Source organism: Pseudomonas sp. NPDC089401, assembly GCF_044749485.1.
In the GTDB taxonomy this organism is placed as follows: Bacteria; Pseudomonadota; Gammaproteobacteria; order Pseudomonadales; family Pseudomonadaceae; genus Aquipseudomonas.
The window spans coordinates 188,619-207,454 of record NZ_JBIVIA010000008.1; the positions used below are offsets into that span (position 1 = coordinate 188,619).

Here is an 18,836-nt window from a genome sequence, read left to right on the forward strand (position 1 = left end):
GGTGACCATGGCAGACCCTACCCCGACCCCGCAAAGCCCCTGGCAGGCCCTGCGCGGCCTGACCCCGGCGCGCATCGCCCTGGGCCGCTGCGGCACCAGCCTGCCCACCACCGCGCAGCTGGACTTCCAGTTCGCCCATGCCCAGGCCCGCGACGCCGTGCACCTGGCCTTCGACCACGCCGCGCTGGGCGAGCAGCTCAAGGCACGCGGCCGCGACAGCCTGGTGCTGCACAGCGCCGCCAGCGACCGCCATCAGTACCTGCAACGCCCAGACCTCGGCCGGCGCCTGGCCGACGACTCGGCCGAGGCCCTGCGCCAGCACGCCCTGGCCAACCCTGGCGGCGTCGACCTGGCCATCGTGGTCGCCGACGGCCTGTCGGCGCTGGCCGTGCACCGGCATACCCTGCCGTTCCTGGCGCGCTTCGACGAGCAGGCCAGTGCCGACGGCTGGCGCAGCGCCCCGGTGGTGCTGGTGGAGCAAGGCCGGGTGGCAGTGGCCGATGAAGTGGGCGAACTGCTCGGCGCGCGGATGACCGTGATGCTGATCGGCGAGCGCCCAGGCCTGAGCTCGCCCGACAGCCTGGGCCTGTACTTCACCTACGCGCCCAAGGTCGGCCTGACCGACGCCTACCGCAACTGCATCTCCAACATCCGCCTGGAAGGCCTGAGTTACGGCATGGCCGCCCATCGCCTGCTATACCTGATGCGCGAAGCCTGCCGTCGGCAGTTGTCGGGGGTGAATCTGAAGGACGAAGCCGAGGTCCACAGTATCGACAGCGACCAATCTGTCTCCCCGCGCGGCAACTTCCTGCTCGGCGAAGGGTAAACAACCTGTCACGGAAGGCGGATTGCGCAGAAGGCCAGCATTGGGGCAGCATTCCCACTGTACGACTGCTGGCAATCCGCTGTTTCCCCAAATGGACTCTGAGGGCCGCACATGCGCATCATCAAGGCAACCCTGGAACACCTCGACCTGCTCACCCCGCTGTTCGTCCGCTATCGCGAGTTCTATGGTGAGCTTCCCTATCCGGACAGCTCGCGCAAATTCCTGCAGAAGCGCCTCATGCGCAGTGAATCGGTCATCTACCTGGCTCTGCCGGTCGACGATGACAGCAAGTTGCTCGGCTTCTGCCAGCTCTACCCGAGCTATTCGTCGCTGTCGCTCAAGCGGGTGTGGATCCTCAACGACATCTTCGTCGCCGAAGACTCACGGCGCATGCTGGTGGCCGACCACCTGATGCGCGAGGCCAAGAAGATGGCCAAGGAAACCAACGCGGTACGCATGCGGGTATCCACCAGCGCCAACAACGAGGTGGCGCGCAAGACCTACGAGTCGATCGGGTTTCGCAAGGACACCGAGTTCGAGAACTACATCCTGCCGATCAGCCAGGATTGACCTGCACCGGCCTCTTCGCGGGTAAACCCGCTCCCACAGGGACTGCGCAGCCTTCGAGCCTTGCGCAGTACCTGTGGGAGCGGGTTTACCCGCGAAGAGGCCAGGGCAGGCCGACGCAGTAACCCCCCGCTACAAACTCCCCGGGCAGCTTTTCCACTTCGCCGTATAATGCCCACTTGTCGCGTGTGAAAATTTACCCACCCGTCAGGAAATGATGCCGATCCACAGGGCATAGCCCGTCATCGCGTGCCCGTAGTCGCGGGTCAAGAACACAGGTGCTGTACATGGAATTCAACCCGCTGGACCTCATTCTGCATCTCGATGCCTACCTCGACCTGCTGGTCACCAATTACGGCCCCTGGATCTACGCCATCCTGTTTGCGGTGATTTTCTGCGAAACCGGCCTGGTGGTGATGCCGTTCCTGCCGGGTGACTCGCTGCTGTTCATCGCCGGCGCCGTGGCGGCCGGTGGCGGCATGGACCCGGTCCTGCTGGCCGGCCTGCTGATGGTCGCCGCCATCCTCGGCGACAGCACCAACTACATCATCGGCCGCACGACGGGCGAAAAGCTGTTCAGCAACCCGAATTCGAAGATCTTCCGCCGCGACTACCTGCAGCGCACCCACGACTTCTACGAACGCCATGGCGGCAAGACCGTGACCATGGCGCGCTTCCTGCCGATCCTGCGCACCTTCGCGCCGTTCGTCGCCGGCATCGCGCGCATGCACTACCCGCGTTTCCTGGGCTTCAGCGTGGCAGGCACGTTGCTCTGGGTCGGCGGCCTGGTGACGCTGGGCTACTTCTTCGGCAACGTGCCGTTCATCAAGCAGCACCTGTCGCTGATGGTGGTGGCGATCATCGTGCTGTCGCTGGTGCCGATGATCCTTGGCTTGCTGCGCACCCGCTTCAGCCGCAGCACCGCCCACTGACAGCACATGTGGTCGTTCAGCGCCTGGCGGCGCAAGCGCACCCTGGCGCGTTACCCGGTCGACCCGCAACAGTGGCAGGCGGTGCGCGAGCGCCTGCCGATGCTCGACGGCATCAGCGCCGAGGAAGACCGCTGGCTGCGTGAAGCCAGCATCCTGTTCCTGCTCGGCAAGCACCTGACCACCCTGCCCGGGGTCGAACTGGACGACGAGCAGCGCCTGTTCCTCGCCGCCCAGGCCCAGCTGCCCTTGCTGCATCTGGGCGAGCTCAACTGGTACCAGGGTTTCCACGAGATCATCCTCTACCCCGACGACTTCAAGAGCCCGCAGCGCCACCGCGACGCCAGCGGCGTGGAGCACGTGTGGGACGCCGAGCACAGCGGCGAGGCCTGGCAGCAGGGGCCGGTGATCCTGGCCTGGGCCGGAGTGCTGGCCAGCGGTGGCTGGGAAGCCTACAACCTGGTGATCCACGAACTGGCGCACAAGCTCGACATGCTCAACGGCGACGCCAACGGCCTGCCGCCCCTGCACCCGGGCATGCGCGTGGAAGAGTGGGCCACGGCCATGCAGCAGGCCTATGACGACCTCAACCGCCAGCTCGACGCCGACCCCGACGCCGAAACCGCCATCGACCCTTACGCCGCGGAAAACCCGGCGGAGTTCTTCGCCGTCACCAGCGAATATTTCTTCAGCGCCCCCGACCTGCTGCAGCAGGCCTATCCACAGGTCTACCGGCAGCTGTCGCTGTTCTACCGCCAGGACCCGCTGGCACGCCTCGCGCACCTGCAGGCCGAACACCCCGACTACCGCGAAAGCCATGCCTGATGCGGGCCCACCTATGCCCGCACATCAGGCCAGGCGTGGCATGGCCAGGCGGAATATGCCTATAATCGCCGCCACTTTTTGAACAGACACGGGGGCACTGCCCAATGAGCTACAGCAAGATTCCGGCTGGCAAAGACCTGCCGAACGACATCTACGTCGCCATCGAGATCCCGGCCAACCACGCGCCGATCAAGTACGAAATCGACAAGGACAGCGACACCCTGTTCGTCGACCGTTTCATGGCCACCCCGATGTTCTACCCGGCCAACTACGGCTTCATCCCGAACACCCTGGCCGACGACGGTGATCCGCTGGACGTGCTGGTCGTGACCCCTTACCCGGTCGCCCCAGGTTCGGTGATTCGCGCCCGTCCGGTCGGCGTGCTGAACATGACCGACGACGGCGGCGGCGACGCCAAGGTCATCGCCGTTCCTCACGACAAGCTGAGCCAGTTGTACGTCGACGTGAAGGAATACACCGACCTGCCAGCCCTGCTGATCCAGCAGATCGAGCACTTCTTCGCGAACTACAAGGATCTCGAGAAGGGCAAGTGGGTCAAGATCGAAGGCTGGGAAGGCGCCGACGCCGCCCGCGCCGCGATCACCAAATCGGTCGCTGCCTACAAGGGCTGATACCGCTTTGCACAAAGCCCCGCTTCGGCGGGGCTTTTTTATGGGCGTCGGCCTGAAAGTGGTAAAAAATCCTACAACCCCCTACTCCGCAATCCTACAACCAACCCACTTTCCCACAGCCCGCATCAACATCCGGTTCATACCCCAGCCGGCACCCGGCCGCTACACTCGGCGCCATGAAGACATCCGGTGACCGCCTCAAGGCTCTGCTCGATGAATGTGGCCTGACCCCTGCCGATTTCGCCGCCCAGCGCCGCGTTTCGTCGCAACACGTCAACAACTGGTTCAAGCGCGGCGTTCCGCTCGCCCGCCTCGACGCGCTGGCCGACCTGTTCTGCGTTCATCGACGCTGGTTGCGCAGTGGCGAAGGCCCCAAGTACACCCACCCGATCCTGCGCATGGCGCCGCCGCAACCGCTGCCGGAGCTTTCACCGACCTCGCTGTCGCCCCCCCAGGGCTCGATGCTGCAACTGCCTTACCAGGTGCTGCACGAGGGCGAGTTGGTGACGGTCGACAATCACCACCTGACGTTGCCGGCCGAAGCGCTGCGCACGCTCAGCGTGCCCGAAGAAAGCGCCATCTGCGTGGTCATGCCCCACAGCAACATGGCCCCATGGATTCCCCGCGACGCCGCCCTGGCCGTAGACCTGAGCCAGACCGAGGTGTTCGATGGCGAAACCTACGCCCTGCGCCACAACGGGCACCTGCGGGTACACAGCCTGAGCCATGGCCACAACCGCACCTTGTGCCTGCACAGCCACAACAACGGCAACTACGCAGTGGAGCGCTACACCCCCGCCCAATGCCTGACACAGGGGCTGGAAATCCTCGGCTGGGTATTCCACTGGTCGCATTTCCGCCAGCGCCGCCCCAGTTGATACAGGCTTCCGACACAAAGTGTGCCAATTTTTGCTGGGCATCCGGGGCCAGCCCTTGTATGCTACGCGGCACATTCAGCCCCTACCGGCGCAAGCCGCGTTGCAGAGGGCTCGGCGACGCTCCACACGACCGTCTGCCATCTCTTTCAGGCCCTTGCTGGCCACACAGTTAAGGCGGTTGCGGCTTACCATAAATTAGCCGGAAGCGTCCCCGAGAAGCCGGCCACAAGCCGGCTTTTTAATGCCTGCCTTGCAGCCGTTCCGCACCTCCCTTGCAACCGCCTCGAAGACAAAGCGGTGGCTGCCCCCTGCCCGGCGCTTTAAACTGTGCGGCTACGCAGCAGGGCTGAAAAAATGAGCAAACCCATCATCATCGCCTTCGAAGGCATCGACGGCAGTGGCAAGGAAACCCAGTGCAAACTCCTCGCCGAGCATTTGCGCGGGCTGGGCAAAACCGTCTGGATCGCCGACTACCCGCGTTACGAGGAATTCTTCGGCAAGGAGATCGGCCAACTGCTGTCCGGCCAGGACAAGCAGCGCTCGGCCAGCACCCTGGACCCGAAGTCCATGGCGCTCTGGTACGCACTCGACCGCCGCAGCGATTACGACCGCAACAGCGCAAACTGGGATGCCAGCGACTACGTGCTGCTCAACCGCTCGACCCTGTCGAGCATGGTCTACCAGTCGCTGCGTGCTACCGAGCCACAGGTGATGCTGGACTGGGTCGCTCGCCTGGAGTTCGAGGAACTGCGCGTACCCAAGCCAGATTTGTTCTTCGTCTTCGACGTATCGCCCAAGTCCACCGCGGCCAACATGCAGAAGAAAGGCACCCGCGCCTATACCGACAGCGAGCTGGATGTGTACGAGGGCGACCAGGACCTGCAGGTGCGCTCGTGGAAACTTTACCGTTCGCTGTGCGAAAGCCGCGATGACGTGGCGCTGGTGCCGTGCGAAATCGAACCGGGGCAGCTGAAGGAAAAAGCCGTGATCCTCGACACCGTGTGCCAGTTGCTGGCCAAGCGATCCATGCTTTGATCTACGACCCGGATCGCAACGCATTTCGGGCCGATGGCCCGCCTTGCGTTCTGCCCCATGTCATGTGGCACATCACGGATGTGTGCCCGCTGCGCTGCCCCTACTGCTTCGCGCCAAAAACCGAGCAGACCATGCAGCCACAAGCCATCGACGGCGCCCTGGCCGTCTTGCAGAAACTGGGCGTACAGAAGATCGATGTTGGCGGCGGCGAGCCACTGATCTACCCCCACCTGCGCGCGTTACTGAAGAAGATCCGTGCGCACGGCATCTACTGCACCCTGACCACCAGCGGCGTCGGCCGCAAGGAAAACTTCGACGCCCTGCCCTCGTTGGCCAAGCACCTCACCCGGCTGATCGTCAGCCTGGACGCCTATGCGGATGCTCACGACCGGCTCAGGGGCAACTGTAATGCCTGGAACAGCGTCAACGACATCGTGCGCAGGCTGGACCCCGCTACTCGCCGGAAGAAACTGCGCATCAATACGGTCGCGACCGGCTCACTGGAGTTCGAGGCAAGCTTCCGTCAACTGGGCAACTGGGTGGCGCATTCCGGCGTGCGCGAATGGTGCTTGATCCAGCCCCATCCGGCCAACCAGAAAGACACCTATGGAAACTACGAACTGAGCGATGAGCGGTTCGAGGAGGTGGTCGAGCAGGCCAGAGGGATGGTAGATTCTGATATTGAAGTGACAGTACGACGGCCTAGCCTTTATGCCGATTACTGGGTGCTTCACCCCTCCGGGTTGCTGCAGAAACACTCCCATACCGCCGTTGACGGGGTTGGGGTCGATCTGGCGACTCATGACATGGAAAACATCAAGAACGTGATCTTGACGTCTGGCGCGAGTGCGCCTTTGGAGAAGAAATGAAGATTGTTGTGCGATCCGAATCGCTATCCCCTCAAAATAGCGCGCTGCTAAAAGAAATAGCACAGGGCATCAGCCAACGCGGCTTGGCCGATGTTGAAGAAGAAAAGAAATATGCCGACAATACAAAAGGTGAGTTGGTCACTGGGATCATAATTGGTGTCATTACCAACGCCGTCTACGATGGTATTAAAGCCATCATCAAAGCAACGCTGGAAAATGCAAAAGCACGTAACCAGGCCCCCGACATTACGATCGAAGAGAAAAACGACGAATAAGTCAAGGCAAAACACTGCTTAGCAAGGAGCATTTGTGAACCCCCCAAAACATATTATATTCATTGGATTTGGGGTTTCAGACTACCGCTCCCCAGAGAAAAAACTGGCTGGCCCCAGCAAAGATCCATTCCTCGTCTACGAGGCCGTGCGCCTTGCTGCAGGCCAGAGCTTTTCTGAAGCTCGCAGTGTTGTTTGCCTCAACCCCACCGGTATGCAGTTTCTTTCCGCCATCGAGTCTGCGATGGCAGCAGCATGCCGGAAATCTGACATGCTGGTACTGTATTACAGCGGCCATGCTGAAGCAGACCTGAATCAACTGGATCTCCTTCTGGTTGACGAGCCCGCATTTCAAGGGAAGTGCTCGATAAACAAGCTTCTCGATATCCATCGACTGGCAAAGCGTCCTAGAACCTTGCTTCTGCTGGACTGTTGCCACTCCGGAATGGCAGCTGCAACAGTGTTCACAAACCATTCCCCAACCGTACCAAGCAACATCCAGATATTAACTCCGACCACCTCTTACGAACTTGCTGAAGACCACTCAGAGGGCAGCCCCTTCGCCCACGCTTTGAGTCAAGCATTGGGCACTCTGGTCAATGAAAACAGCCCCGTAACAGTAAGCCTACTCATCAGAGAAGTCGCTGACATCTACCAAGGCAAGACTACAATTCAGCACATAAACTCAGATGAGCAAATCGACTGGACCATCGCACACCCTCAGGTTAAAACCAATGAGTTTAAAAAATTCGCCAAGACTACCTATCAACGTATCCTGACGGGGCGTCAAGCCGAGCGCGAATCGCTTTGGTTTGCATTGAGCGATGAAGCGGAAACGCTGACACTGTCGTTGCTCGAACGAATGCTGGATGAGGGTGATGTCGAACCGAGCTGGTCAGTACGACGCGCCATGGGGAGTGCCCTCTCCAGCATCAAATACCTGAGGAAGGATGCCGAGAGTCTGGTCGAGCGAATGCTTGAGTCGGAAATATGGATGCATAAGGTCGTAGGGCTAAATGCGTCCAAAAAAATCCTGGATCCTGCATTGGCCACCCGACATTACACTGCGGTCCTCGCCTCCGACATTCCAATGGATGCAAGATGGCTCGCAGCACTATACTTACACGATATAAACCCAAATCATTGTCTCTTGAACACGCCCCGTGCATCCTGGGGCTTCACGCGTTCAAACTGGGGACGGCATGAGCTATCCAAATTACTAAAAATCCCAACTTCAACTGATGAAGTCATTGACGACAAGTTATACGAGCCCGACCATCTACCCTACGCCCTGGCATTAAGCGAAGCCACCTGCAAAGACTCGAAATATGCCATATTGAAAGACCGCGACAGTGCGCTGAGACCGGCCGTCCTAAAAGCAGCCTGCAAACTTTTACTTAGCTCTCCACGCGGCACTACAAGCTCGAACGGCTCCAAAAAATGGCTGCGTTCAAAGCTATACGGGTCGTGGCGACACGCCATTGATTTCGACATAAACTCCAGCCTCGGCTTAAACAAAGACGAGAGAAAGGAGTTTTTGACTTCAATACCTAGAATCATTCCAAGCGTTTATCACAGAATGGCGATCTTTGAAGGTTCAACGAAGTCCCTCGACGACCTGAAGCTCCTTTCATGGGCAAAAACCGATCCACACCCCTGGGTTCGCCGAGTGTATTTGGAGCAATTGAGCCATCACAACTTCAATACATGGCAAGACACTATACAAACTCTAGACTGGCCTGACTTTCTCAACGTTGACCAATGTTGCCACCCTGGACAAATAGACCTTATCATACAAGCCGCCATCGCATTACGTCACGTCCCTCCCAGCGATACAGTCATTAGCACGCTGGACAGCTCCATTCAGGGATTGAAGGATTTTGAAGAGAAAGATCTAAGGCGGGTACTTTTCAATGAAGGCTCGTTCTTAGGTAAATAATCATCTCTTGCATAGCGCCTTTCTCCAGTTTGCACTCGACTGCATAGCACTGCTCAATCGCCCTGAAACTTATTGGCTACCTGTGCTGGCCTCTTCGCGGGTAAACCCGCTCCCACAGGGATCACCACAGGCCTGTAGCCTGCACAGTACCTGTGGGAGCGGGTTTACCCGCGAAGAGGCCAGTTCAGGCAGCACATCAGCCACGCCTCACTGCAATATCCACAGCTCAACGGGACATCTGCACCGCAATCAAAGTCCGCTTCTGAACGTCAGAAGTCATACCGCGCCCCGACCATCATGCTCCGCGAAGGCCCATAGAAGTTGAACGTCGAGGTCGACCCCACCCGCGACAGGTAATCCCGGTCGAACAGGTTGTTCACATTCAAGGTCGCCGTCAGCTTCGAGGTCACCGGGTACGACAGCATCGCATCCACGGTCGCGTACCCCGGCGCATCGATGCGCACGCCGCCATTCTCGGAATAGAAGTTGCTCATCGCCGATACCCCGCCGCCAATGGCCAGCCCGTTCAGCGGCCCCTGGCTGATGGTGTACTTGCTCCACAGCGAGGCCTGGTTGCGCGGCATGATGAAGAAGGTGGTCTCGGCGTCGCCCTTGACCGTCTCGGTTTCCATCCAGGTGTAACCCGCCAGCACTTCCCAGTTCGGCGTCAGCTTGCCGCTGACTTCCACTTCCGCGCCCTTGACCCGGGTCTTGCCGGCGGCCACCGAGTCGGTGGTCGCCACGCCGTCAGCATCGTACAAGGTGGTGGCGCGGTTCTTGTCGGTCAGGCGGAACACCGAGAAGCGGGTGTTCAGATCACCGCCAAAGTAGCTGCTCTTGAGACCGAACTCGTACTGTTCGCCCTGGCGCGGCTTGAGCACGCGACCGTTGCTGTCGGTGTCCGATTGCGGCTTGAACACCTGGGAATAGCTGGCGTACAGCGCATGGTTGTCGGTCAGGTCGTAGACCACGCCGCCATAGGGCGTGAAGCGGCCATTGACCTGCTTGCTGTCATCCACCGTCGCGCCACTGCTCAGGGTGGTGGTGTAGAAATCACCGCGGTACCAGCTGAAACGGCCACCGGCGATCAGCGCCAGGCGCTCGACCGGGCGGAAGGTGACCTTGGAGTACAGGCCGTATTCTTCCTCTTGCATGCCGGTTTCGGTGCTGTAGTTCGGCGACGGCTTGGCAAAGCGCGTCGGCGTGTAGCTGTTGACGTTGATGCTGCCCAGGTTGGTGGTGCCGTTCAGGTACTCGGTGTCGTAGTTCTTGTAGTCGGTGCCGACCACGAACTCGCTGACCTGGCCGAAGGTTGCGAACGGCTGGCTGTAGCTGGCGTCCAGCGAGTAGGTGTCCTGGGTGAAGTCGCGGGCGGTGGCGCGCTCGGAGTTGGCGCCGGTGCTGGCGTTGGTCGCGGTGAAGGCATACAGGTAGTTGGTGTCGCGGTGCGAACCACGGGCGGCGATGCGGCCATAGCCGCCATTGTCGAAGCGGTGGGTCAGCTCGGCGACCAGGTCGGTGGTCTTGCCGTCGAAGTAGTTCCAGTCGGCGCCGAGGAACCTGGAGTGGCTGAAGTCGGGCACTTCGCCGTTCAGCGTGGCCGGGTAGCCGTTGTGCGGGGTGATGTTCTTCACCTCGTGGATCAGCCCGAACGACAGCTGGGTGTCGTCGTCCAGGTCGATGTCCAGCGCGCCGTAATAGCTGTTGCTGGTGTTGGCGTTGTAGTCGACTTCGCCATTGCTGTCGTCGCGCGAGGCGATGAAGCGCCCGCGCACGCGGCCGGCGTCATCCAGCGGGCCGCTCAGGTCGATTTCTTCATGGTTGGTGTCCCAGGTGCCGTAGCTGCCTTCGATGTGGCCCTGGAATTCGGCGGTCGGGCGCTTGCGCACCATGTTGACGATGCCACCCAGCTCGCTGGTGCTGCTGAACAGGCCGGCCGGGCCACGCATGATCTCGACGCGGTCGAAGGCCGCCAGCGCCGGTACCGTGCCGAAGATGCTGGCCATCGGTGCCGGCAGCCCGTCGATGTTGAACTCGCTGTACTCGTAGCCACGGGCATAGATCGACGAGCGGCCGCTGTCGTTGGTCAGGGTGCGCAGGCCGGCGGTGTACTTGGCCAGGTCGTCCAGGTGCACGAACTGGCGGTCCTTGACGTAGTCCTGGGTGTAGACGGTGATCGACTGCGGGATGTCCTTGAGCGCGGCCGGAGTCTTGGTACCCACGGTGGCAGCGTCGACGCTGTAGCCGCCGGTGGCCTCCGAGGGCAGCATGTCGTACAGGCGGTTGCCTTCGATGGTCAGTGCCGGCAGGTCCATCGCGCCATCGCCGGCCGCCTGCGTCGCGACCGTTTCGGCCAGCGCCGACAACGAAAATGGCGCCAGCAGGCCCACCACCAGCCAGCCCCGAACCCGGCGCGAGCTCCCCACAGCGTTCAAACCACCCATCACACACCCCTAGCCCAAATGATATTTAGTCGCAAACGCAATACGTTGCTTTTTGCGAACCATACCGGAGCAAAACCGGGGGTGCAGCAGGATTAACCTTCTTAACACATGCTCCCGACACGGGACGATTGCCCTGCCCGGCGCACAATGGGATGATCGCCAACTGATACGAATTCTCATTCAAGACCCACGATGCCCACCTCACTCCTGCTCGTCGAAGATGACCCCCGCCTGCGCCAGGACCTGCAGCGCCACTTCCTCAACCGCGGTTTCCAGGTGCATGACTGCGCCAGCGGCACCCAGGCCCTGAGCGCAGTGCAGCAGAGCCGCTTCGACCTGGTGCTGCTGGACATCATGCTGCCGGGCATCGACGGCCTCAGCCTGCTCGACGAACTGCGCCGCCAGCAGGCCGTGCCGGTGATGCTGATGTCGGCGCTGGGCGCCGAGCAGGACCGCATCAGCGGCTTTACCCGCGGCGCCGACGACTACCTGCCCAAGCCCTTCAGCCTGGCCGAGCTGGACGCCCGGGTCGATGCCCTGCTGCGGCGCGTGGCCTTCGGGCGCGCTGCGGTGCCGCAGCACGACGCCGGGCCACTGGTGTTCGACCAGGACCTGCAGGACGTGCTGCACCACGGCAAGGCCGCCGGCCTGACCGCCTCCGAGTTCCGCTTGCTGGCCACCCTGAGCGCCCACCCCGGTGAAGCCCTGAGCAAGCCCTTCCTCTACCAGACCGTGCTGCACAGGGCCTACACCCGCCTGGACCGCGGCCTCGACGTGCACGTGTGCAACCTGCGCCGCAAGCTGGCCGACATCGCCGCCCAGCACGTGCAGATCCAGGCGGTGCGCGGCCAGGGCTACCTGCTGGTCGACGCGGAACAGCCCTGATGCGCCGCCATCCCTTGCTGTGGAAACTCGCCGTCCTGCAGGTCAGCTTCTGCCTGCTGCTGACCTGGCTGATCTGGACCTGGGGCCTGTCGGTGGAGCGCAGCACCTACTTCCTCTCCCAGGCCGACCAGGACTACCTGGCGCGCTACGCGCAGCAGGCCGAGGACGCCTGGCAACAGGGCGGCGCAAGCGGCGCCGAAGCCTTCCGCCGCCAGCTGGAGCGGGCCGAGGACACCTGGGTGGTGCTGCTCGGGCCGCACCTGCAAAGCCTCGGCACCACGCCGCTGAACGCCGAGGAGGCCAACCACCTGACCTTCATGCGCAAGCTCGACTGGCCGATGAGCCGCCGCCTGCAGGATGAGCTGCCCTACGTCAGCATCGAATTCCCGCAGCATCCCGAAGCCGGCCGCCTGGTCCTGCAACTGCCCGAGCGCCTGCTGCCGACCGGCCTGACGCCCTGGACCCACGTCATCACCCACGGCGTCGCCCCCACGTTACTGGCCCTGCTGCTGGGGCTGGCCCTCTATCGCCACCTGGTGGTGCCGCTCAACCGCCTGCGCGACCGCGCCGACGCCCTGCGCGCCGACGACCTGGACAGCCCCGCCCTGCCCCTGCAGGACCGCCGCGACGAACTGGGCGAACTGGCCCAGGCCTTCGAGCACATGGCCGGGCGCCTGCGCCAGAGCCTGGAGCAGCAGCGCCTGCTGCTGCGCACCCTGTCCCACGAACTGCGCACGCCCCTGGCGCGGCTGCGCATCGCCCACGACAGCGAGCTGCCGCCGGCCCAGTTGCGCGAGCGCCTGGAGCGTGAGGTCAACGACATGCAGAAGCTGCTCGAAGACACCCTGGACCTGGCCTGGATGGACACCGAACAACCGCAACTGGCCACGGAACCCGTGCTGATGCTGTCGGTGTGGGAGGCCCTGTGCCAGGACATCTGCTTCGAAAGTGGCTGGGACCGGGCGCGCCTGCCCTGCTCGCTCGGCACCGACTGCCGGGTGCAGGTGCACCTCGACAGCCTGGCCCAGGCCCTGGAAAACCTGATGCGCAATGCCATCCGCCATTCGCCGGAAGACGGCCGGGTCAGCCTCGACGGCTGGCGCGAGGACGGCTACTGGCACCTGCGGGTCAGCGACCAGGGCCCCGGCGTGCCCCAGGCCGACCTCGAACGCATCTTCAAGCCCTACCAGCGCCTGCCCGACAGCGGCGCCGGCTTCGGCCTGGGCCTGGCCATCGCCCGCCGCGCCGTCGAACTGCAAGGCGGCAAGCTGTGGGCCAGCAACGGCCACCCGGGCCTGTGCCTGCATGTGCTGCTGCCCGTTGGCGAGGAATGTTTAGAAAGTTAATGCGCTTTACGCTCAATCGGGACTGATTATCATCGGGCGCTCCCGGCAACGCCCCGACGAGACTCCCGATGAGCAAGATGACCCTGCCCCTGGCCTTGGCGCTGGCCCTCGCGGCCCCTGTCGCCCTGGCGCAACCGGAGCATGCGCAGAAGATGGACAGCTCGCTGCTGCAACGCCAGGACCTGGCCTACCGCTTCAGCCAGCTCGACCTGGATTCTGCCGACGGCCGGCGCCATTACCGCTTGTGGCTCGGCCGGCCGAACCGCCCGGCGCCGGCCGCCGGTTACCCGGTGCTGTGGATGCTCGACGGCAATGCCGCGCTGGGGGCGCTGGATCGCCAGCAACTGGACAACCTCGCCGCCGGCCAGGCGCCATTGCTGGTGGCCGTGGGGTACCAGACCGAACAGCGCATCGAGCGCACCGGACGGACCTTCGACTACACCCCAGCAGTGCCCGGGCAGGCCGAGCAGCGCGACCCGCTGACGGGTGAGCCCAGCGGTGGGGTGGATGCGTTTCTGGACCTGTTGATACAGAAGATGCGGCCGCTGCTGGCGAGCGTGGCGCCAATCGATCCGCAGCGGCAGACGTTGTGGGGCCATTCTTATGGAGGTCTGGCGGTGCTGCATGCGCTGTTCACCCGTCCTGAGGCATTCGGCGACTATGCGGCGGCCAGCCCTTCGCTCTGGTGGCATGACGGGGCGATCGTGCGAGAGGCGCAGGGGTTGCAGCAACGATTGGGCGATAGCCGCCCGCGGTTGCTGTTGATGCGTGGGAGCGCAGAGCCGGCGAGCCCGCGTGGGCCGGTGCAGAAGGATGCGCAATGGCCAGCGCTTGAACTCGCGAAAGACCTGTCAAAAGTGCCTGGCGTGCAGGTGCGCTTCGAACGGTTCGAGGGGCTGGGGCATGGGCCGATGCTGCCGGCGTCGCTGGGTAAAGTGATCGAGGAGATGTCTCGGTAGGCCGGTTCTGGCCTCTTCGCGGGTAAACCCGCTCCCACAGGCCTGCCAGGCTGTGATGATCTCTGTGGGAGCGGGTTTACCCGCGAAGAGGCCGGACCTGCCAACCTACCGCCAAAGGTCGTAGAACATCGGCTTGCCAGCACGGTGGCCCAGTGCTGTATGCTTGGCCGGTCTTCAGGGCGGGGTGCAAGTCCCCACCGGCGGTAAATCGAAAGATGAGCCCGCGAGCGCCCCGGCCATGTCGGGGGTCAGCAGATCTGGTGCGACTCCAGAGCCGACGGTCATAGTCCGGATGAAAGAAGGCGTCAGGCAGGGGCCATCCGGGCGCCCCTGCGCGCGCGTTTTGTTCGCCCCGAGACGTTCATCGATCAATCACGAGGAGCGTTTCATGTCCCCTTTGCTGCATAAGCAATTCCCCAACGTATCCGCCGCCATCGCTGCCTTCCAGGCCGGCCGCCCTGTGCTGCTGCTCGACGATGACGACCGCGAGGACGAAGCCGACATCGTCGCCGCCGCCGAAAACCTGTCGCTGCAGACCATGGCCATGATGATCCGCGACTGCAGCGGCATCGTCTGCCTGTGCCTGGACGAAGCCACCGTCGACGCCTTGCAGCTGGCACCGATGGTGCAGAACAACCAGGCCCGCCACGGCACCGGTTTCACCGTCACCATCGAGGCGGCCGAAGGCGTGAGCACGGGTGTTTCCGCCCAGGACCGCATCACCACCATCGAGGCGGCGCTGCGCTCGACCGCCGAGCAGCGCCATATCGTCAGCCCGGGCCATGTGTTCCCGCTGCGCGCGCGCGATGGCGGCGTGCTGGCTCGCCGTGGCCACACCGAAGGCTCGGTTGACCTCGCGCGCCTGGCCGGCCTGCGCCCGGCGGCGGTGCTGTGCGAACTGATGAACCCCGATGGCAGCATGGCCCGGGGTGAGCAGGTGGCGGTGTATGCGCGGCAGTACAATCTGCCGGTGCTGACCATCGAAGAGCTGGCGCGGTGCCGTGAGGCCATGGTTGAGCTGGAAGCCGAACCTGCCTGATCGACCGTACGGGGCCGCTTTGCGGCCCATTCGCGGGCAAGCCCGCTCCCACAAGGTTATCGCAGGCCTCAAGAGCTGCGCTTGACTTGTGGGAGCGGGCATGCCCGCGAATGGGCCTGCACCTCCCAGCCAGCGCCTTAAGTTTGCTCCCCCCGCCCCGCTCTGCTAACGTCGCGCCGTTCTGAACCCGCCACCGAGACTGTCGCCATGGCCCGCAAAAAAGCCTCCATCGATTTCGAACAATCCCTCGCCGACCTGCAAGCTTTGGTCGAGCGCCTGGAGAACGGCGAATTGTCGCTGGAAGACTCGCTGGCCGCCTTCGAGCAAGGCATCGCCCTGACCCGCGACTGCCAGGGCGCCCTGGCCCAGGCCGAGCAGAAGGTGCAGATCCTGCTGGAGCGCGACGGCGAACTGGCCGCGCAGCCATTCGACGCGGAGCCGCAAGCATGATCAGCGCGTACCAGGCCAGCAGCCAGGCCCGCGTCGACGCCGCCCTCGAACCACTGTTCGTCGCACCCTCCAAGGAACTCGAGCGACTGTATGCCGCCATGCGCTACAGCGTGATGAACGGCGGCAAGCGGGTGCGCCCGCTGCTCGCCTACGCCGCCTGCGAAGCCCTCGGCGCGCCGGCCGAACAGGCCAACGGTGCCGCCTGCGCGGTGGAGCTGATCCACGCCTACTCGCTGGTGCACGATGACTTGCCGGCCATGGACGACGACGACCTGCGCCGTGGCCAGCCGACCACCCACAAGGCCTTCGACGAAGCCTGCGCGATCCTTGCCGGTGACGGCTTGCAGAGCCTGGCCTTCAGCGCCCTGCTCGACCCGGGCCTGAGCCCGCAGTCCGACAGCATTCGCCTGGCCATGGTCCAGGCCCTGGCCAAGGCCGCCGGCCCGGCCGGCATGGTTGGCGGGCAGGCCATCGACCTCGGCTCGGTGGGCCTGAAGCTCGACCAGAAGGCCCTGGAGTACATGCACCGGCACAAGACCGGTGCGCTGATCGAAGCCAGCGTGCGCCTCGGCGCCCTGGCCAGTGCCCGCGCCGAGCAGGCACAACTGGACGCATTGCAGACTTATGCACAGGCCATCGGCCTGGCGTTCCAGGTACAAGACGACATCCTTGACGTGGAAAGCGACACCGCCACCCTGGGCAAGCGCCAGGGCGCTGACATAGCTCGTGACAAACCAACCTACCCGGCACTGCTGGGGCTGGAGGCGGCCAAGGCCTATGCGATCGAACTGCGCGACCAGGCGCTGTTCGCACTGCAAGGCTTCGGTGACAACGCCGAGCCGCTGCGGGCGCTGGCGCGCTACATCGTCGAACGCCGCCATTAAGCCCCGACGCCAAGCCCCAGTGGTCCAATGGGCACTTTTCCCACAATGGGGTAAACTGCCGCGTCTTCACACCTATAACGACTCGCCTGATGCCCACGACGTTTCAAGAGATCCCCCGCGAACGCCCGGTCACGCCGTTGCTCGACCGCGCTGACACGCCTGCCGGCCTGCGCCGGCTGGCCGAAGCCGACCTGGAGACCCTGGCCGACGAGTTGCGCCAGGAGTTGCTCTACACCGTTGGTCAGACCGGTGGGCATTTCGGCGCCGGCCTGGGTGTCATCGAGCTGACGATCGCCCTGCACTACGTCTTCGACACCCCGGACGACCGGCTGGTGTGGGACGTCGGCCACCAGGCCTACCCGCACAAGATCCTCACCGGGCGCCGCAAGCGCATGCTCAGCCTGCGCCAGAAGGACGGCATCGCCGCCTTCCCGCGCCGCAGCGAAAGCGAGTACGACACCTTCGGCGTCGGCCACTCCAGCACCTCGATCAGCGCCGCCTTGGGGATGGCCATCGCCGCCCGCCTGCAGAACAGCGCGCGCAAGTCGATCGCGGTGATCGGCGACGGCGCCCTGACCGCCGGCATGGCCTTCGAAGCGTTGAACCACGCCCAGGAAGTCAACGCCGACATGCTGGTGATCCTCAACGACAACGACATGTCGATTTCGCGCAACGTCGGCGGCCTGTCCAACTACCTGGCCAAGATCCTTTCCAGCCGCACCTACGCAAGCATGCGCGAGGGCAGCAAGAAGGTCCTGTCGCGCCTGCCCGGCGCCTGGGAAATCGCCCGCCGCACCGAGGAATACGCCAAGGGCATGCTGGTGCCCGGCACCCTGTTCGAAGAACTGGGCTGGAACTACATCGGCCCGATCGACGGCCACGACCTGCCGACCATGATCGCCACCCTGCGCAACATGCGTGACCTCAAGGGCCCGCAGTTCCTGCACGTGGTGACCAAGAAGGGCAAGGGCTTCGCCCCGGCCGAGGTCGACCCGATCGGCTACCACGCCATCACCAAGCTCGAACCCGCCGACAAGCCGGCCGCGCCGAAGAAGGCTAGCGGGCCGAAGTACTCCGCGGTGTTCGGCCAGTGGCTGTGCGACATGGCTGCCGCCGACAAACGCCTGGTGGGCATCACCCCGGCAATGAAGGAAGGCTCCGACCTGGTCGACTTCAGCGAACGCTACCCAGAGCGCTACTTCGACGTGGCGATCGCCGAGCAGCACGCGGTCACCCTCGCCGCGGGCATGGCCTGCGAAGGCAGCAAGCCGGTGGTGGCGATCTACTCCACCTTCCTGCAGCGCGGCTACGACCAGCTGATCCACGACGTGGCGGTGCAGAACCTCGACGTGCTGTTCGCCATCGACCGCGCCGGCCTGGTCGGCGAGGACGGCCCGACCCACGCCGGCGCCTATGACCTGTCGTACCTGCGCTGCATCCCCGGCATGCTGGTGATGACTCCGAGCGACGAGAACGAGCTGCGCAAGATGCTCAGCACCGGCCACCTGTACAACGGCCCGGCAGCCGTGCGCTACCCGCGCGGCACCGGCCCGAATGCGGTGATCGACAACGACCTCGAACCGCTGGAAATCGGCAAGGGCGTGGTCCGCCGCCAGGGAGAGAAAGTCGCCCTGCTGGTGTTCGGCGTGCAGCTGGCCGAGGCCCTGCAGGTGGCCGAGCAGATCAACGCCACTGTGGTCGACATGCGCTTCGTCAAGCCGCTGGACGAGGCCCTGGTGCTGGAACTGGCCGCCAGCCATGAGCTGCTGGTGACCGTCGAGGAAAACGCCATCATGGGGGGTGCCGGCGCCGCCGTTGGCGAATTCCTGGCCCAGCAGGCGGTGGTCAAGCCGCTGCTGCACCTGGGGCTGCCGGATATCTATGTCGAGCATGCCAAGCCTGCGCAGATGCTTGCCGAGTGCGGGCTGGATGCGGCTGGCATCGAAGCGGCCGTCAAAGCCCGGATGGCTAAGCTCGGCCTGTAGATTTTGGGGCCGCTTTGCGGCCCTTTCGCGACACAAGGCCGCTCCTACAGAGGATCGCGCAATCCTGTGTAG

At 63.6% G+C, this 18,836-nt stretch carries 18 protein-coding genes and 1 riboswitch; of the genes, 17 read left to right on the plus strand and 1 reads right to left on the minus strand.

The genetic code is table 11. The features are described from left to right. The first annotated feature begins 7 nt into the window (after positions 1 to 7). The 10 genes from eutC to ACIP21_RS19070 all read left to right on the plus strand — a co-directional run bounded on the left by eutC (position 8) and on the right by ACIP21_RS19070 (position 8,772). Positions 8 to 826, plus strand: a complete 819-nt coding sequence (gene eutC / locus ACIP21_RS19025) for an ethanolamine ammonia-lyase subunit EutC (protein ID WP_400690632.1) — start codon at positions 8 to 10, stop codon at positions 824 to 826. A gap of 111 nt (positions 827 to 937) precedes the next feature. After that, complete coding sequence (locus ACIP21_RS19030) at positions 938 to 1,396, plus strand: GNAT family N-acetyltransferase (RefSeq protein ID WP_400690635.1); 459 nt, start codon at positions 938 to 940, stop codon at positions 1,394 to 1,396. A 284-nt stretch (positions 1,397 to 1,680) separates the two neighbouring features. Next, positions 1,681 to 2,325: a DedA family protein gene (locus tag ACIP21_RS19035; protein ID WP_400690638.1), complete on the plus strand. Its 645-nt coding sequence runs from the start codon at positions 1,681 to 1,683 to the stop codon at positions 2,323 to 2,325. Between the two features lie 6 nt (positions 2,326 to 2,331). Further along, positions 2,332 to 3,147 carry a zinc-dependent peptidase gene (locus tag ACIP21_RS19040; protein ID WP_400690641.1) on the plus strand — a complete coding sequence of 272 codons (816 nt, stop codon included), beginning with the start codon at positions 2,332 to 2,334 and terminating at the stop codon, positions 3,145 to 3,147. Positions 3,148 to 3,251: 104 nt separating this feature from the next. Continuing rightward, complete coding sequence (gene ppa / locus ACIP21_RS19045; RefSeq protein WP_003255365.1) at positions 3,252 to 3,779, plus strand: inorganic diphosphatase; 528 nt, start codon at positions 3,252 to 3,254, stop codon at positions 3,777 to 3,779. A gap of 176 nt (positions 3,780 to 3,955) precedes the next feature. Then, complete coding sequence (locus ACIP21_RS19050) at positions 3,956 to 4,657, plus strand: helix-turn-helix transcriptional regulator (protein ID WP_400690644.1); 702 nt, start codon at positions 3,956 to 3,958, stop codon at positions 4,655 to 4,657. Between the two features lie 354 nt (positions 4,658 to 5,011). Then, positions 5,012 to 5,692 (plus strand): hypothetical protein, encoded by a 681-nt coding sequence (locus ACIP21_RS19055; protein ID WP_400690647.1) that lies wholly within the window; start codon positions 5,012 to 5,014, stop codon positions 5,690 to 5,692. After that, positions 5,689 to 6,561, plus strand: coding sequence for a radical SAM protein (locus ACIP21_RS19060; protein ID WP_400690650.1), 873 nt, complete (start codon positions 5,689 to 5,691; stop codon positions 6,559 to 6,561). The genes ACIP21_RS19055 and ACIP21_RS19060 overlap by 4 nt, the downstream gene beginning before the upstream one ends. Further along, positions 6,558 to 6,836 carry a hypothetical protein gene (locus tag ACIP21_RS19065; RefSeq protein WP_400690653.1) on the plus strand — a complete coding sequence of 93 codons (279 nt, stop codon included), beginning with the start codon at positions 6,558 to 6,560 and terminating at the stop codon, positions 6,834 to 6,836. The genes ACIP21_RS19060 and ACIP21_RS19065 overlap by 4 nt, the downstream gene beginning before the upstream one ends. A gap of 34 nt (positions 6,837 to 6,870) precedes the next feature. Next, positions 6,871 to 8,772 carry a caspase family protein gene (locus ACIP21_RS19070; RefSeq protein ID WP_400690656.1) on the plus strand — a complete coding sequence of 634 codons (1,902 nt, stop codon included), beginning with the start codon at positions 6,871 to 6,873 and terminating at the stop codon, positions 8,770 to 8,772. 269 nt (positions 8,773 to 9,041) lie between these two features. On the opposite strand, the gene ACIP21_RS19075 is transcribed toward ACIP21_RS19070, so the two are convergent. Continuing rightward, positions 9,042 to 11,216 (minus strand): TonB-dependent siderophore receptor, encoded by a 2,175-nt coding sequence (locus ACIP21_RS19075; protein WP_400690659.1) that lies wholly within the window; start codon positions 11,214 to 11,216, stop codon positions 9,042 to 9,044. A gap of 192 nt (positions 11,217 to 11,408) precedes the next feature. Here ACIP21_RS19075 and ACIP21_RS19080 point away from each other — a divergent pair, with 192 nt between their 5' ends. The 7 genes from ACIP21_RS19080 (at position 11,409) to dxs (ending at position 18,764) form a co-directional block, all read left to right on the plus strand. After that, entirely contained in the window at positions 11,409 to 12,101 is a 693-nt protein-coding gene (locus ACIP21_RS19080) for a response regulator transcription factor (protein WP_400690662.1), read from the plus strand. Further along, positions 12,101 to 13,447, plus strand: a complete 1,347-nt coding sequence (locus tag ACIP21_RS19085; RefSeq protein ID WP_400690665.1) for a histidine kinase sensor domain-containing protein — start codon at positions 12,101 to 12,103, stop codon at positions 13,445 to 13,447. The genes ACIP21_RS19080 and ACIP21_RS19085 overlap by 1 nt, the downstream gene beginning before the upstream one ends. A 68-nt stretch (positions 13,448 to 13,515) precedes the next feature. Next, on the plus strand, positions 13,516 to 14,406 hold the full coding sequence (locus ACIP21_RS19090; protein ID WP_400690667.1) for an alpha/beta hydrolase: 891 nt from the start codon (positions 13,516 to 13,518) through the stop codon (positions 14,404 to 14,406). A gap of 166 nt (positions 14,407 to 14,572) precedes the next feature. Further along, positions 14,573 to 14,714: riboswitch (FMN riboswitch) on the plus strand. An 80-nt stretch (positions 14,715 to 14,794) separates the two neighbouring features. Then, on the plus strand, positions 14,795 to 15,445 hold the full coding sequence (ribB, locus tag ACIP21_RS19095; protein WP_400690669.1) for a 3,4-dihydroxy-2-butanone-4-phosphate synthase: 651 nt from the start codon (positions 14,795 to 14,797) through the stop codon (positions 15,443 to 15,445). 207 nt (positions 15,446 to 15,652) lie between these two features. Then, positions 15,653 to 15,895 carry an exodeoxyribonuclease VII small subunit gene (locus ACIP21_RS19100; protein ID WP_166886938.1) on the plus strand — a complete coding sequence of 81 codons (243 nt, stop codon included), beginning with the start codon at positions 15,653 to 15,655 and terminating at the stop codon, positions 15,893 to 15,895. Then, positions 15,892 to 16,779 (plus strand): (2E,6E)-farnesyl diphosphate synthase, encoded by an 888-nt coding sequence (gene ispA / locus ACIP21_RS19105; RefSeq protein WP_400690672.1) that lies wholly within the window; start codon positions 15,892 to 15,894, stop codon positions 16,777 to 16,779. The genes ACIP21_RS19100 and ispA overlap by 4 nt, the downstream gene beginning before the upstream one ends. An 89-nt stretch (positions 16,780 to 16,868) precedes the next feature. Next, positions 16,869 to 18,764, plus strand: coding sequence for a 1-deoxy-D-xylulose-5-phosphate synthase (gene dxs, locus ACIP21_RS19110; RefSeq protein ID WP_400690675.1), 1,896 nt, complete (start codon positions 16,869 to 16,871; stop codon positions 18,762 to 18,764). The last annotated feature ends 72 nt before the right edge of the window (positions 18,765 to 18,836 follow it).

Coding starts and splice junctions, on each gene's coding strand:
- ppa (WP_003255365.1), top strand. CDS start 3,252: ATGAGCTACAGCAAGATTCCGGCTGGCAAAGACCTGCCGAACGACATC.
- dxs (WP_400690675.1), top strand. CDS start 16,869: ATGCCCACGACGTTTCAAGAGATCCCCCGCGAACGCCCGGTCACGCCG.
- ACIP21_RS19065 (WP_400690653.1), top strand. CDS start 6,558: ATGAAGATTGTTGTGCGATCCGAATCGCTATCCCCTCAAAATAGCGCG.
- ACIP21_RS19075 (WP_400690659.1), bottom strand. CDS start 11,216: ATGGGTGGTTTGAACGCTGTGGGGAGCTCGCGCCGGGTTCGGGGCTGG.
- ACIP21_RS19030 (WP_400690635.1), top strand. CDS start 938: ATGCGCATCATCAAGGCAACCCTGGAACACCTCGACCTGCTCACCCCG.
- ACIP21_RS19080 (WP_400690662.1), top strand. CDS start 11,409: ATGCCCACCTCACTCCTGCTCGTCGAAGATGACCCCCGCCTGCGCCAG.
- ACIP21_RS19035 (WP_400690638.1), top strand. CDS start 1,681: ATGGAATTCAACCCGCTGGACCTCATTCTGCATCTCGATGCCTACCTC.
- ACIP21_RS19085 (WP_400690665.1), top strand. CDS start 12,101: ATGCGCCGCCATCCCTTGCTGTGGAAACTCGCCGTCCTGCAGGTCAGC.
- ACIP21_RS19040 (WP_400690641.1), top strand. CDS start 2,332: ATGTGGTCGTTCAGCGCCTGGCGGCGCAAGCGCACCCTGGCGCGTTAC.
- eutC (WP_400690632.1), top strand. CDS start 8: ATGGCAGACCCTACCCCGACCCCGCAAAGCCCCTGGCAGGCCCTGCGC.
- ribB (WP_400690669.1), top strand. CDS start 14,795: ATGTCCCCTTTGCTGCATAAGCAATTCCCCAACGTATCCGCCGCCATC.
- ispA (WP_400690672.1), top strand. CDS start 15,892: ATGATCAGCGCGTACCAGGCCAGCAGCCAGGCCCGCGTCGACGCCGCC.
- ACIP21_RS19055 (WP_400690647.1), top strand. CDS start 5,012: ATGAGCAAACCCATCATCATCGCCTTCGAAGGCATCGACGGCAGTGGC.
- ACIP21_RS19090 (WP_400690667.1), top strand. CDS start 13,516: ATGAGCAAGATGACCCTGCCCCTGGCCTTGGCGCTGGCCCTCGCGGCC.
- ACIP21_RS19100 (WP_166886938.1), top strand. CDS start 15,653: ATGGCCCGCAAAAAAGCCTCCATCGATTTCGAACAATCCCTCGCCGAC.
- ACIP21_RS19050 (WP_400690644.1), top strand. CDS start 3,956: ATGAAGACATCCGGTGACCGCCTCAAGGCTCTGCTCGATGAATGTGGC.